The sequence below is a fragment of the Streptomyces sp. NBC_00249 genome (assembly GCF_026342355.1).
Taxonomy (GTDB): domain Bacteria; phylum Actinomycetota; class Actinomycetes; order Streptomycetales; family Streptomycetaceae; genus Streptomyces.
This window is the reverse complement of the sequence record NZ_JAPEMV010000002.1, coordinates 107962-120458: the sequence shown is the minus strand read 5'-3', so window position 1 is coordinate 120458 and position 12497 is coordinate 107962. Positions and strand designations below refer to the sequence as shown.

The window sequence follows — 12497 nt, the reverse complement described above, 5'->3', positions numbered from 1 at the left end:
TCCCCGCTGATCCGGGGATGACCCGAGGATGTCGTCAGGGTTGACGGCGTCGCCGATGATGCTCCCCGCCACTGCGGGGATACGACCTCGCCTGCCGGATCCGGCAGGCGAGGTCGATTCGTTTGCGGGGCCGGATACTCTGGAGGGCGATCCACCGCCCCCGACCCCAAGGACCAACGAGCGCCGTGTTCGATACTCTCTCCGACCGCCTGGCGAATACCTTCAAGGGCCTGCGCGGCAAAGGCCGGCTGTCCGAGGCTGACATCGACTCGGCGGCCCGGGAAATCCGTATCGCTCTCCTTGAGGCGGACGTCGCCCTGCCGGTCGTCCGCTCCTTCATCGCGAACGTCAAGGAACGCGCGCGCGGGGAAGAGGTCAGCAAGGCGCTGAATCCGGGCCAACAGGTGCTCAAGATCGTGAACGACGAGCTCGTCACGATCCTCGGCGGCGAGACCCGCCGGCTGCGCTTCGCCAAGACCGCGCCCACCGTGATCATGCTGGCCGGCCTCCAGGGTGCCGGTAAGACCACCCTCGCCGGAAAGCTCGGCCTCTGGCTGAAGGGGCAGGGGCATTCCCCGCTGCTCGTCGCCTGCGACCTCCAGCGCCCCAACGCCGTCAACCAGCTCTCCGTGGTCGCGGAGCGCGCCGGTGTCGCGGTCTACGCGCCCCAGCCCGGCAACGGCGTCGGCGACCCGGTCCAGGTGGCCAAGGACTCCATCGAGTACGCGCGCACCAAGCAGTTCGACGTCGTAGTGGTGGACACGGCCGGCCGTCTGGGCATCGACCAGGAGCTGATGCAGCAGGCGGCGGACATCCGTGACGCGATTTCGCCGAACGAGATCCTTTTCGTCGTCGACGCCATGATCGGCCAGGACGCGGTCAACACCGCCGAGGCCTTCCGCGACGGCGTCGGCTTCGACGGCGTCGTGCTCTCCAAGCTCGACGGCGACGCCCGCGGCGGTGCCGCGCTCTCCATCGCGCACGTCACCGGCAAGCAGATCATGTTCGCCTCGAACGGCGAGAAGCTCGACGAGTTCGACGCCTTCCACCCGGACCGCATGGCGGGCCGGATCCTCGACATGGGTGACATGCTCACCCTCATCGAGCAGGCCGAGAAGACCTTCTCGCAGGCCGAGGCCGAGAAGATGGCGGCCAAGCTCGCCAAGGGCCCCAAGGAGTTCACGCTCGACGACTTCCTGGCCCAGATGGAGCAGGTCCGCAAGATGGGCTCCATCTCCAAGCTCCTCGGCATGCTGCCGGGCATGGGCCAGATCAAGGACCAGATCAACAACATCGACGAGCGCGACGTCGACCGCACCGCCGCGATCATCAAGTCGATGACCCCGGCCGAGCGCCAGGACCCGCACCTCATCAACGGCTCGCGCCGCGCCCGTATCGCCAAGGGCTCCGGCACCGAGGTCAGCGCCGTGAAGGCGCTCGTCGAGCGCTTCTTCGAGGCCCGCAAGATGATGTCCCGCATGGCCCAGGGCGGCGGCATGCCGGGCATGCCCGGCATCCCCGGGATGGGCGGCGGCCCCGGCCGGCAGAAGAAGCAGGTCAAGCAGGCCAAGGGCAAGCGCAAGAGCGGCAACCCGATGAAGCGCAGGGAAGAGGAGGCCGCGGCCGCGGCCCGGCGCGAGGCGGGCCCGCAGGCGGTCGAGCCGGCGGCGGGCGGCAACCCGTTCGGCCTCCCCGCGGGCGGCGGCCAGAGCGGCCAGGACTTCGACCTGCCGGACGAGTTCAAGAAGTTCATGAAGTAGCGCGCGAGCGCCGAAGGAAGGGCCCCCGCCGGACACGTCCGGCGGGGGCCCTTCCGCGTCCCCGCCCGCACCTGCGGGGGCAATGGGTGGATTTGTCGCCTATGGTCGGCCGGGAGGACGGCATAAGGAGGCACCCGTGCCCAGCCCCACCCCCGCACCGCCACGCGACCGGGCCGACACCCCCTGGCGCTCCGAGGGCGCACCGCCCGCACCGCCGCCGAAGAAGAAGATGCCCGGCGGCTGGCGGAGCCTGATCCTCGCCGCCCTGATCGTCTACCTGATCACCAACGTCGTCCTGTCGTTCTTCAACGACGGCGACGAGCCGACGATCTCCTACACGGAGTTCAGCAAGCAGGTCTCCGACGGCAACGTCTCCAAGATCTACTCCAAGGGCGACGCCATCCAGGGCGAGCTGAAGACCGGGCAGCCCGTCCCCGGAGGCAAGGGCGACTACACCAAGTTCGTCACCCAGCGGCCCGCCTTCGCCGACGACCAGCTGTGGACCGGCCTCACCTCCAAGGGTGTCACCGTCACCGCCTCCCCGGTGGTCGAACAGCGCAGCTTCCTCGCCAACCTGCTGCTCTCCCTCGCCCCGATGCTGCTCCTCGTCGGCCTCTGGCTGCTCATCGCCCGCCGGATGGGATCCGCGATGGGCGGCGGCGTCGGCGGGCTCGGACGCAAGACGCCGCCCAAGCCGGTCGAGCTGGAGGGCGCCAAGCGCACCACCTTCGACGACGTCGCGGGCATCGACGAGGTGGAGGGCGAGCTGAGCGAGGTCGTCGACTTCCTCAAGAACCCCGAGGACTACCACCGCATGGGCGCCCGGATGCCCGGCGGCGTCCTGCTGGCCGGCCCTCCCGGCACCGGCAAGACCCTGCTGGCCCGCGCCGTCGCGGGCGAGGCCGGGGTGCCCTTCTTCTCGGCGTCCGCCTCCGAGTTCATCGAGATGATCGTCGGCGTCGGAGCCTCCCGGGTGCGCGAGCTCTTCTCCGAGGCCCGCAAGGTGGCCCCGGCGATCATCTTCATCGACGAGATCGACACCATCGGCCGGGCCCGCGCCGGCGGCAACGCCATGGGCGGCCACGACGAACGCGAACAGACCCTCAACCAGATCCTCACCGAGATGGACGGCTTCTCCGGCTCCGAGGGCGTGGTCGTCCTGGCCGCCACCAACCGCGCCGACGTCCTGGACCCCGCCCTCACCCGCCCCGGCCGCTTCGACCGCACCGTCTCCGTCTCCCCGCCCGACAAGGGCGGCCGAGAGGCGATCCTGCGCATCCACACCCGGGACATCCCCCTCGCCCCGGGCGTCGACCTGGCCCAGGTGGCCCGTACGACCCCCGGGATGACGGGCGCCGAGCTCGCCAACCTCGCCAACGAGGCCGCCTTGCTGGCCGTCAAGCGCAAGCAGGACACCGTCACCCAGGCCGACCTCTCCGACGCCCTGGAGAAGGTCCAGCTGGGCGCGGAACGCCCCCTGGTGATGTCCGAGGAGGAACGCCGCCGCACCGCCTACCACGAGGGCGGGCACGCCCTGCTGGGCATGGTCCAGCCGGGCGCCGACCCGGTCCGCAAGATCACCATCGTGCCCCGCGGCCGGGCGCTCGGCGTCACCCTGTCGACCCCGGACGCGGACCGGTACGCGTACACCGAGGAGTACCTGCGCGGACGTGTCATCGGGGCCCTCGGCGGCATGGCGGCCGAGCACACCGTCTACGGGGTGATCACCACGGGCGCGGAGAGCGACCTCGAACAGGTCACCGGCATCGTCCGCGGGATGGTCGGCCGCTGGGGCATGAGCGAACGCGTCGGCCGCCTGACCGCCATCCCCTCCGACGGCCAGAGCCCCTACGGACTGTCCGCCGCCCCCGCCACCCTCGACGCCGTCGACCACGAGATGCGGCGGATCGTCGACGAGTGCTACGAGGAGGCCTGCCGCCTGCTGCGCGAGCACCGCCCGAAGCTCGACGCCCTGGCGGAGGCCCTCCTGGCCAACGAGACCCTGGACGAGCAGGCCGCGTACCGGGCGGCGGGCATCACCCGCCTGGTGAAGTAGCGGCCCCCGCCCGGCCGCGCCGGCCTCAGGCCACCCGGGCCACCACGTACCGGAAGATGTTCGGCAGCCAGACGGCGCCGTCGGTCCGCTCGTACGGGTGAAGCGCCTCCGACAGCTCCTTCTCCGCGAGCGCCGGATCGGCGGCCGCCTCGTAGAGCCCCGTCGACAGCAGGCCCCGTACGGCGCTGTCCGCGTCGGCGTACCCGAAGGGGCAGAACACCCGCCCCGACCCGTCCGGCAGCAGCCCGGCCCGCGCCACCACCGCGTCCAGGTCCCGCGCCACCGGGCCGCCGCCCAGCACCGCCGGTACCGTGCACCGCTCCGCCGGGCCCCAGTCGGCCAGCACCACCGCCCCGCCCCGCCGGACCGCCGGCAGGGCGGCGTCCAGGGCGCCCGGGGCGGGCGAGAAGGCCAGCAGGACGTCGTAGGGCCGCGCGGTGGGCGCCGGGGGCCCCGCCACCACCTCCAGCAGCCGTTCGCGGGCCAGCGCGCGGCGCGCCGGATCCGCCTCCACGCCGGTGGCGGCGGCTCCCCGCGCCTCGGCCAGCAGCAGGGCCAGCCCGGCCCCGCAGTCGAGGCCCAGCAGCCGGTCGCCCGGCCCGATCTCCAGCCGGTCGTACACCGCCTCGTACAGCGGTACCAGCATCCGTTCCTGGATCTCCGCCCAGTCCCGGGCGACGAGCGTCGCCGTCGGCGTCGGTGTCATCGAAAGAGCGCTCCTGATTCCGTCTCGCCCCCTGGCCCCCGTTGCCAGAGAACTCCCCATTCGCCCCCGCGTCCAGAGGAGCGCGCCACCCGATTCACGCTCGGCGCGCGCGGCGCCGTACCATTCGCGCCATGGCAAAGGCACCCGTTCTCACCCCGCAGGCGGAGGATTTCCCCCGCTGGTACCAGGATCTGATCAACAAGGCCGAGCTGGCCGACAACGGCCCGGTGCGCGGCACGATGGTCATCCGACCGTACGGCTACGGGCTGTGGGAGCGGATGCAGCAGGAGATGGACGCCCGCATCAAGGACGTGGGCGCCCAGAACGCGTACTTCCCGCTGTTCATCCCGCAGTCGTACCTGACGAGGGAGGCGGAGCACGTCGAGGGCTTCGCCCCCGAGCTCGCGGTCGTCACGCACGGCGGCGGCAAGGAGCTGGAGGAGCCGGTCGTCGTCCGGCCCACGTCCGAGACGATCATCAACGACTACTTCTCCAAGTGGGTCCAGAGCTACCGCGACCTGCCCCTGCTGATCAACCAGTGGGCGAACGTGGTCCGCTGGGAGATGCGCCCGCGCGTGTTCCTCCGTACGAGCGAGTTCCTCTGGCAGGAGGGCCACACCGCCCACGCCACGTACGAGGACGCCCGTGACTACGCGGCGCGCATCCACACCGAGGTCTACGGCGACTTCATGACGAACGTGCTCGGCATCGACGTCGTGCTCGGCCGCAAGACCGCCAAGGAGCGCTTCGCCGGCGCCATCAACACCCTCACCCTCGAGGGCATGATGGGCGACGGCAAGGCCCTCCAGCTGGGCACGAGCCACGAGCTCGGCACCAACTTCGCCAAGGCCTTCAACACGCAGTACCTGTCGAAGGAAGGCAAGCAGGAGCTGGTCTGGCAGACCTCGTGGGGCGTCTCGACCCGCATGGTCGGCGGCCTGATCATGTCCCACGGCGACGACAACGGCCTGCGCGTCCCGCCGCGCCTGGCCCACGTCCAGGTCGTCGTCATGGCGATCAAGGGCGACGAGGCCGTGGCGAAGGTCCGCGAGCTGGGCGCCCAGCTCAAGGCCGCCGGCATCCGCGTGCACGTCGACGACCGCGTCGACACCCCCTTCGGCCGCCGCGCCGTGGACTGGGAGCTCAAGGGCGTACCGGTGCGCATCGAGATCGGCCCCCGCGACCTGGAGGCCGGCACCGCGATGCTGGCCCGCCGGATCCCGGGCGGGAAGACCCCCGTGCAGATCGACGCCCTCGCCGACCTGCTGCCGAAGGTGCTGGAGGAGGACCAGGCCCAGCTGCTGCGCGAGTCGCGCGAGCGCCGTGAGGCCCGTACCTCCGACGTGTCGACCATCGAGGAGGCCGCCGAGGCGGCCGTCAACGGTGGCTGGGCGCGCATCCCGTGGGCCGACCTGGGTCCCGAGGGCGAGGCCAAGCTGGCCGAGCAGGCCGTCTCCGTACGCTGCCTGATCGCCGAGGACGGCTCGGTCCCGGTGGCGGACGACGCCCCCGGTACGCTCGCGATCGTCGCGCGCTCGTACTGATCCGGGCGGATCCCCGAGGGTCCTGCCGGTGTACGCCTTACGTCACGCCCCCGGTGTGCGGCTGCAGCCGCGCGCCGGGGGCGTGCCCGTCGGTCGTACTCGTTACGTACCGACTCCTCCTGAGATGGGCGCACCCGTCCTCGTCAGGACGCATCAGGCTGAACTGACTGGTACGTGCAAAAAATTTGGAATGGCCCGGAATCGGAACACCGGGGCACCCCTGCTCGTTGTCACGACGTGAGCACGACACCACCTGTTCTCGCCGCAGAGCTGGCGCAGGCGTGGGCCGACATTCAGCGGTACCACCCCGAGCTGCCTGACCTTGCCGCGCCCGAGTCCCTGATCGGAGAGTCCTCGTCCGCCTGTGGCGCCGAGCTCTCCTTCGAGCGACTGCTGCACGAGGCAGTCCACGGCATCGCCGCAGCCCGCGGTGTCCGTGACACCTCGCGAGCCGGCCGCTACCACAACCGCAGATTCCTCGCGATCGCCGAGGAGATGGGCCTGGACCACTCCGAGGAGCCGCACGCCAGCAGCGGCTTCTCCCTGGTCACGCTCAACCCCGAGGCGAAGAAGCGCTACCGCCCCACCATGGAGCGGCTCCAGCGCGCGCTGAAGGCGCACACCGCGGCCACGGCCGCCGACACCAAGCGCAGCTTCCGCGGCCCGGCCGCCCGCCACGGCTCCTCGGGCGGGGGTGTACGGGTCAAGGCCGTCTGCGACTGCGGGCGCAACGTACGCGTGGTCCCCTCCGTGCTGGCCCAGGCGCCGATCGTGTGCGGCGGCTGCATGAAGCCGTTCCGGATCCCGGAGGTCGCCACCGCGGCGGCTTCCTGACCGGGCGGCCGGGGCGGAACCTCCCGGCCGAGCGTGCGGCAGGCGTATGGCACAATGGACAGCTGTACTCGACAGTCGCATAGGACCCCTCTCTCCTCCGGCTGACGCGTCCATCGGGCACCCGAGTACCGCAACCCCACGTGGCATCTCATGTGCCCAACCACGTCAAGTTCAGGAGACACCACTCCAGTGGCAGTCAAGATCAAGCTCAAGCGCCTCGGCAAGATTCGCCAGCCGCACTACCGCATCGTCGTCGCCGACGCCCGCACCCGCCGGGACGGTCGCGCGATCGAAGAGATCGGTATCTACCAGCCGACCTACAACCCGTCGCGCATCGAGGTCAACGCCGAGCGTGCGCAGTACTGGCTCTCGGTCGGTGCCCAGCCCACCGAGGCTGTGCTCGCCATCCTGAAGCTGACCGGTGACTGGCAGGCCCACAAGGGCCTCCCCGCCCCCGCGCCGCTGCTGCAGCCGGAGACGAAGGAGAGCAAGCGTCGCTCCTTCGACGAGTTCGCCAAGGCCCTCGAGGGCATCGGCGAGGCCAAGGGCGAAGCCATCACGCAGAAGGCGAAGAAGGCCGACAAGAAGGCGGACGAGGCTGAGGCCGCCGCCGAGTCGACCGAGGCCTGATCATGCTCGAGGAGGCTCTTGAGCACCTCGTGAAGGGCATTGTGGACAACCCCGACGACGTGCAGGTCGCCTCGCGCAACCTGCGCCGCGGTCAGGTGCTCGAGGTCCGGGTACACCCCGACGACCTCGGGAAGGTGATCGGCCGTAACGGCCGCACCGCGCGTGCACTGCGTACCGTCGTGGGCGCCATCGGCGGCCGGGGGATCCGCGTCGACCTCGTCGACGTGGACCAGGTCCGCTGAGCAGTTGAATCACCGGCACGGGCCGGGGAGGGCATTTGCGCCCGCCCCGGCCCGTCGTCGTCTGAACAGGAGAGATAGTGGAGCTGGTAGTCGCGCGGATCGGCCGCGCCCACGGGATCAAGGGTGAGGTCACCGTCGAGGTGCGGACCGACGAGCCGGAGCTGCGGCTCGGGCCCGGCGCCGTCCTGCGGACCGAACCGGCGTCGGCGGGTCCGCTGACCATCGAGACGGGACGGGTGCACAGCGGCCGGCTCATGCTCCGCTTCGCGGGCGTCAAGGACCGCACCGGGGCCGAGGCCCTGCGCAACATCCTGCTCATCGCCGACGTGGACCCCTCCGAGCTGCCGGCCGAGCCCGACGAGTACTACGACCACCAGCTGATGGACCTCGACGTCGTCCTGGAGGACGGCACCGAGATCGGCCGGATCACCGAGATCTCGCACCTGCCCTCGCAGGACCTCTTCATCGTGGAGCGTCCCGACGGCACCGAGGTGATGATCCCCTTCGTCGAGGAGATCGTCGCCGAGATCGACCTGGAGGAGCAGCGCTGCGTCATCACCCCGCCGCCCGGGCTGATCGACGACCGCGCCGAGGTCGCCTCCGCGCGTGACGCCGAGGCCGAGGACGAGGCCGAGGGTGAGGCCAAGGGCGAGGGCGACGCCTGATGCGGCTGGACGTCGTCACGATCTTCCCCGAGTACCTCGAACCGCTGAACGTCTCCCTCGTCGGCAAGGCGCGGGCCCGCGGGCAGCTCGACGTACACGTGCACGACCTGCGGGACTGGACGTACGACCGGCACAACACGGTCGACGACACCCCCTACGGCGGCGGCCCCGGCATGGTCATGAAGACCGACCCCTGGGGCGAGGCCCTGGACTCCGCGCTGGCCGACGGCTACGAGAGCGGCGCGCACGGTCCGGTCATGGTCGTCCCCACGCCCAGTGGCCGGCCGTTCACCCAGGAACTGGCCGTCGAACTCTCCGAGCGCCCCTGGCTGATCTTCACGCCCGCGCGCTACGAGGGCATCGACCGCCGGGTCATGGACGAGTACGCCACGCGCATGCCGGTCTACGAGGTCTCCATCGGCGACTACGTCCTGGCGGGCGGCGAGGCCGCCGTCCTGGTCGTCACCGAGGCCGTGGCCCGGCTGCTCCCCGGGGTCCTCGGCAACGCCGAATCGCACCGCGACGACTCCTTCGCGCCCGGCGAGATGGCCAACCTGCTCGAAGGGCCCGTCTACACCAAGCCCCCGGAGTGGCGCGGGCGCGGCATCCCCGAGGTGCTGCTCAGCGGCCACCACGGGAAGATCGCCCGTTGGCGCCGCGACGAGGCCTTCCGCCGGACCGCCCGCAACCGCCCGGACCTGATCGAGCGCTGCGAGGCCTCCGCCTTCGACAAGAAGGACCGGGAGATCCTCAGCATCCTGGGCTGGCGGCCCACCGCCGACGGCCGATTTTGGCGCAGGCCCGGAGCCGTGGAAGAATAGGCGGCTGCTGTGTGCTCGCGGGCGCCCCTGCCACAGGGGGACCGTCGCCCGCCGAGTGACACGGCTCCCGAATTCTCTACGGAAATCCGCACCGGCGACCTGTGGCGTCGTGCGAAGAAAGCAGACGAACAACATGTCTCACCTGCTCGATGGCGTCAACGCCGCCTCCCTGCGCACCGACGTCCCGGCCTTCCGCCCGGGTGACACGATCAACGTGCACGTCCGCGTGATCGAGGGCAACCGCTCCCGTATCCAGCAGTTCAAGGGCGTTGTCATCCGTCGCCAGGGCTCTGGCGTCTCCGAGACCTTCACCGTTCGCAAGGTCTCCTTCAGCGTCGGCGTGGAGCGTACCTTCCCGGTCCACTCCCCGATCTTCGAGAAGATCGAGCTCGTCACCCGTGGTGACGTGCGTCGCGCCAAGCTGTACTTCCTCCGTGAGCTCCGCGGCAAGGCCGCGAAGATCAAGGAGAAGCGCGACCGCTGATCTCCTCTCCGGATCCCGGGGACGGCCGGATAGGCTCGCCCCCGATGGACACCGAAGCAGAGCTCACACAGCGCGGCCACTCCTCCCCCGAACAGGGGGAGGGGCGGCCGCGTTCTGCGTTTTCCCGGTGGCGTCCGTTCACGTGCTCCTGGCGGCGGGCCGCGGCGCTCGGTGCGGTGTGCACCGTCTTCCTGCTGCTGCTCAGCAACTTCGTGGTCCAGCCCTTCCTGATCCCGAGCCGCTCGATGGAGCCGACGCTGCGGGTCGGGGACCGGATCCTGGTCAACAAGCTGGCGTACCGTTTCGGCGATCGGCCGGCCCGTGGCGACGTGGTGGTCTTCGACGGGACCGGGTCCTTCGTACGGGAGCGGGCCGGGGGCAACCCGGTCGGTGAAGCCCTGCGCGGGGCCCTTTCGGCGCTCGGGCTGGCGGAGCCCTCCGACACCGACTTCGTGAAGCGGGTCGTGGGGGTCGGCGGGGACGACGTGGTGTGCTGCGACGCGGGGGGCCGGATCTCGGTCAACGGGGTCCCGGTGGAAGAGCCGTACCTCTACCCCGGGGACGCTCCCTCGAAGGTGCCCTTCCGGATCGTCGTACCCCTGGGGACCCTGTGGGTCATGGGTGACCACCGGTCCCAGTCCCGGGACTCGCGGGACCACCTGGGGGAGCCGGGCGGGGGGATGGTGCCGGTGGAGAAGGTGATCGGGCGGGCCGACTGGCTCGGCTGGCCGGTCCCGCGCTGGGGTTCGGTGCCGGGGGCCGGAGCCGGCGGGGGCTCGCATGGGTAGCCGTGGCCGCTCGCGGGGCGGCCGGGGGCGGGAGCCCGGGCGGCGGGTGGCGTCCGAGCCGCGCGCGTCCGAGCCGCTGCCTGCCGTACCGCCCGTACCTCCTGTACCGCCCGTACCTCCTGTACGTCCCGCTGTGCCTTCGGCGGAGCCGGGGGCCGAGGCCGGGGCCGGGGAGGGTGGTGGCCGGGCCGAGCGGCGCCGGCTGGCGCGCAAGGTCCGGCGGCGCCGGCGTACCCGGCGGGTCGGGGAGCTCCCGCTGCTGGTCGCGGTGGCGCTGTGCATAGCCCTGGTCCTCAAGACCTTCCTGGTGCAGGCCTTCTTCATCCCCTCCGGCTCGATGGAGCAGACCATCCGGATCGGCGACCGGGTGCTGGTGGACAAGCTGACCCCGTGGTTCGGCTCCAAGGTCGAGCGGGGTCAGGTCGTCGTCTTCAAGGACCCGGGCGGCTGGCTGAGGGGCGAGGCGGCCCGGCCCGCCCAGGACCCGGCCGGCGTCAAGCAGGTCAAGCAGGTCCTGACCTTCATCGGCCTGCTGCCCTCGGCCGACGAGCAGGACCTGATCAAGCGGGTCATCGGCGTCGGCGGCGACACCGTCAAGTGCTGTGACGGCAGGGGGCGGGTGACCGTCAACGGAACGCCGCTCGATGAGCCGTACGTGTCACCCGGCAACGTCCCTTCGGAGATCCTCTTCGAGGTGCTGGTGCCCGCCGGGCGGATCTTCGTGATGGGTGATCACCGGGCCGATTCGGCCGATTCCCGCTACCACCTCGACGAGGCCTTCGAGGGCACCATCGACGAGAAGGGCGTGGTCGGCCGGGCCGTGGTGATCGCCTGGCCGTTCGACCACTGGCGGAAGCTGGAGCAGCCCGAGACCTTCCTCTCGGTGCCGGATCCGGCCCGTCGCGCGCGGCGACGCGTGGCTGGTGGGCGCAGACGGGGCGTGCCGTTCGCATAGTGTGTCCTCGGTCTCCCGCGCCTTAGGGAACTCCCGCTCGTTAAGGGAGGGGAGGGCCCCTGCCTGATCAGGCGTGGGCGGCGATTCGTGACTGAGGAGTGGATGTGGGGGACGTGGCGGTAGGCGCACGGTCCGGACGTGACGAGGGCGAGGAGCGCCCCGACGACGCCGTCGAGCCCGGGACCGAGGAGGGCGAGGCCGAGGCGAGCCCGCACCGTTCCTTCTGGAAGGAACTCCCGCTCCTCATCGGTATCGCGCTGCTGCTGGCTCTGCTGATCAAGACGTTCCTGGTGCAGGCCTTCTCGATCCCGTCCGACTCGATGCAGAACACGCTGCAGCGCGGTGACCGGGTCCTGGTGGACAAGCTCACCCCGTGGTTCGGTTCGGAGCCCGAGCGCGGTGAGGTCGTCGTCTTCCACGACCCGGCCTCCTGGCTGGCCAACGAGATCACCCCGGAGCCGAACTTCGCGCAGAAGGCCCTCAGCTGGATCGGCCTCATGCCGTCGGCCGAGGAGAAGGACCTGATCAAGCGGACCATCGCCATCGGCGGGGACACCGTGGAGTGCAAGAAGTCGGGACCGGTCATCGTCAACGGCAAGCCGCTGGACGAGCCGTACATCTTCCCCGGCAACACCCCGTGCGACGACTTCCCGTTCGGTCCGCTCACCGTGCCCAAGGGCAAGATCTGGGTGATGGGCGACCACCGGCAGAACTCCCAGGACTCCCGCTACCACCAGCAGGACGTCACCCAGGGCTTCGTGCCCGTGGACAAGGTCGTCGGGCGCGCCGTGGTCGTCGCGTGGCCGCTGACCCGCTGGTCGACCCTGCCGGTCCCGGACACCTTCGACCAGCCGGGCATCGGCAACCAGGCCAAGGCCACCGCGCTGGGTCTCGGAGCCGCCGGGCTGGCGCCCGTCGGGCTCGGCCCGGCCGGTCTCGGGCTGGTGGGCGCGGTGCCCGTGGTCCTGTGGCGCAGGCGGAGGCTGACCAAGGCCCGTACCGCCGGGTAGGG

At 71.0% G+C, this 12497-nt stretch carries 12 protein-coding genes and 1 pseudogene; 12 read left to right on the top strand and 1 reads right to left on the bottom strand.

Annotation, left to right across the window (positions count from 1 at the left end):
• Positions 1-185: 185 nt before the first annotated feature.
• Positions 186-1760 (top strand): signal recognition particle protein, encoded by a 1575-nt coding sequence (ffh, locus tag OOK31_RS09360; RefSeq protein WP_267011970.1) that lies wholly within the window; start codon positions 186-188, stop codon positions 1758-1760.
• Positions 1761-1896: 136 nt separating this feature from the next.
• Entirely contained in the window at positions 1897-3816 is a 1920-nt protein-coding gene (ftsH, locus tag OOK31_RS09355) for an ATP-dependent zinc metalloprotease FtsH (protein ID WP_267011969.1), read from the top strand.
• 25 nt (positions 3817-3841) lie between these two features.
• Here the strand turns inward: ftsH and OOK31_RS09350 are convergent, their stop codons facing one another.
• Complete coding sequence (locus OOK31_RS09350; RefSeq protein WP_267011968.1) at positions 3842-4522, bottom strand: methyltransferase type 11; 681 nt, start codon at positions 4520-4522, stop codon at positions 3842-3844.
• Positions 4523-4653: 131 nt separating this feature from the next.
• Between OOK31_RS09350 and proS the strand changes: the two genes are divergently transcribed.
• From proS to lepB (OOK31_RS09300), 10 genes and pseudogenes are all read left to right on the top strand, one after another.
• Positions 4654-6066, top strand: coding sequence for a proline--tRNA ligase (gene proS, locus OOK31_RS09345; protein WP_267011967.1), 1413 nt, complete (start codon positions 4654-4656; stop codon positions 6064-6066).
• Positions 6067-6303: 237 nt separating this feature from the next.
• The gene (locus tag OOK31_RS09340; RefSeq protein ID WP_266573716.1) at positions 6304-6900 is read left to right on the top strand and encodes a hypothetical protein; all 597 of its coding nucleotides are present in this window, start codon (positions 6304-6306) and stop codon (positions 6898-6900) included.
• A gap of 189 nt (positions 6901-7089) precedes the next feature.
• Positions 7090-7530 carry a 30S ribosomal protein S16 gene (gene rpsP / locus OOK31_RS09335; protein WP_267011966.1) on the top strand — a complete coding sequence of 147 codons (441 nt, stop codon included), beginning with the start codon at positions 7090-7092 and terminating at the stop codon, positions 7528-7530.
• Between the two features lie 2 nt (positions 7531-7532).
• On the top strand, positions 7533-7772 hold the full coding sequence (locus OOK31_RS09330) for an RNA-binding protein (RefSeq protein WP_007266827.1): 240 nt from the start codon (positions 7533-7535) through the stop codon (positions 7770-7772).
• Positions 7773-7849: 77 nt separating this feature from the next.
• Positions 7850-8437 carry a ribosome maturation factor RimM gene (gene rimM, locus OOK31_RS09325; protein ID WP_267011965.1) on the top strand — a complete coding sequence of 196 codons (588 nt, stop codon included), beginning with the start codon at positions 7850-7852 and terminating at the stop codon, positions 8435-8437.
• Positions 8437-9258, top strand: a complete 822-nt coding sequence (gene trmD, locus OOK31_RS09320) for a tRNA (guanosine(37)-N1)-methyltransferase TrmD (RefSeq protein WP_267011964.1) — start codon at positions 8437-8439, stop codon at positions 9256-9258. Before rimM ends, trmD begins: the two co-directional genes overlap by 1 nt.
• Positions 9259-9391: 133 nt before the next feature.
• Positions 9392-9742: a 50S ribosomal protein L19 gene (gene rplS / locus OOK31_RS09315; RefSeq protein WP_030227407.1), complete on the top strand. Its 351-nt coding sequence runs from the start codon at positions 9392-9394 to the stop codon at positions 9740-9742.
• A 44-nt stretch (positions 9743-9786) separates the two neighbouring features.
• Positions 9787-10530 carry a signal peptidase I gene (gene lepB / locus OOK31_RS09310; protein ID WP_267011963.1) on the top strand — a complete coding sequence of 248 codons (744 nt, stop codon included), beginning with the start codon at positions 9787-9789 and terminating at the stop codon, positions 10528-10530.
• Between the two features lie 184 nt (positions 10531-10714).
• Positions 10715-11627 (top strand): annotated as a pseudogene (lepB, locus tag OOK31_RS09305) (signal peptidase I); the annotation flags it as partial.
• Positions 11599-12495: a signal peptidase I gene (gene lepB / locus OOK31_RS09300; protein ID WP_267011962.1), complete on the top strand. Its 897-nt coding sequence runs from the start codon at positions 11599-11601 to the stop codon at positions 12493-12495. The pseudogene lepB (OOK31_RS09305) and the gene lepB (OOK31_RS09300), both read left to right, overlap by 29 nt.
• The last annotated feature ends 2 nt before the right edge of the window (positions 12496-12497 follow it).

Coding starts and splice junctions, on each gene's coding strand:
- OOK31_RS09350 (WP_267011968.1), bottom strand. CDS start 4,522: ATGACACCGACGCCGACGGCGACGCTCGTCGCCCGGGACTGGGCGGAG.
- proS (WP_267011967.1), top strand. CDS start 4,654: ATGGCAAAGGCACCCGTTCTCACCCCGCAGGCGGAGGATTTCCCCCGC.
- OOK31_RS09330 (WP_007266827.1), top strand. CDS start 7,533: ATGCTCGAGGAGGCTCTTGAGCACCTCGTGAAGGGCATTGTGGACAAC.
- trmD (WP_267011964.1), top strand. CDS start 8,437: ATGCGGCTGGACGTCGTCACGATCTTCCCCGAGTACCTCGAACCGCTG.
- rplS (WP_030227407.1), top strand. CDS start 9,392: ATGTCTCACCTGCTCGATGGCGTCAACGCCGCCTCCCTGCGCACCGAC.
- lepB (WP_267011963.1), top strand. CDS start 9,787: ATGGACACCGAAGCAGAGCTCACACAGCGCGGCCACTCCTCCCCCGAA.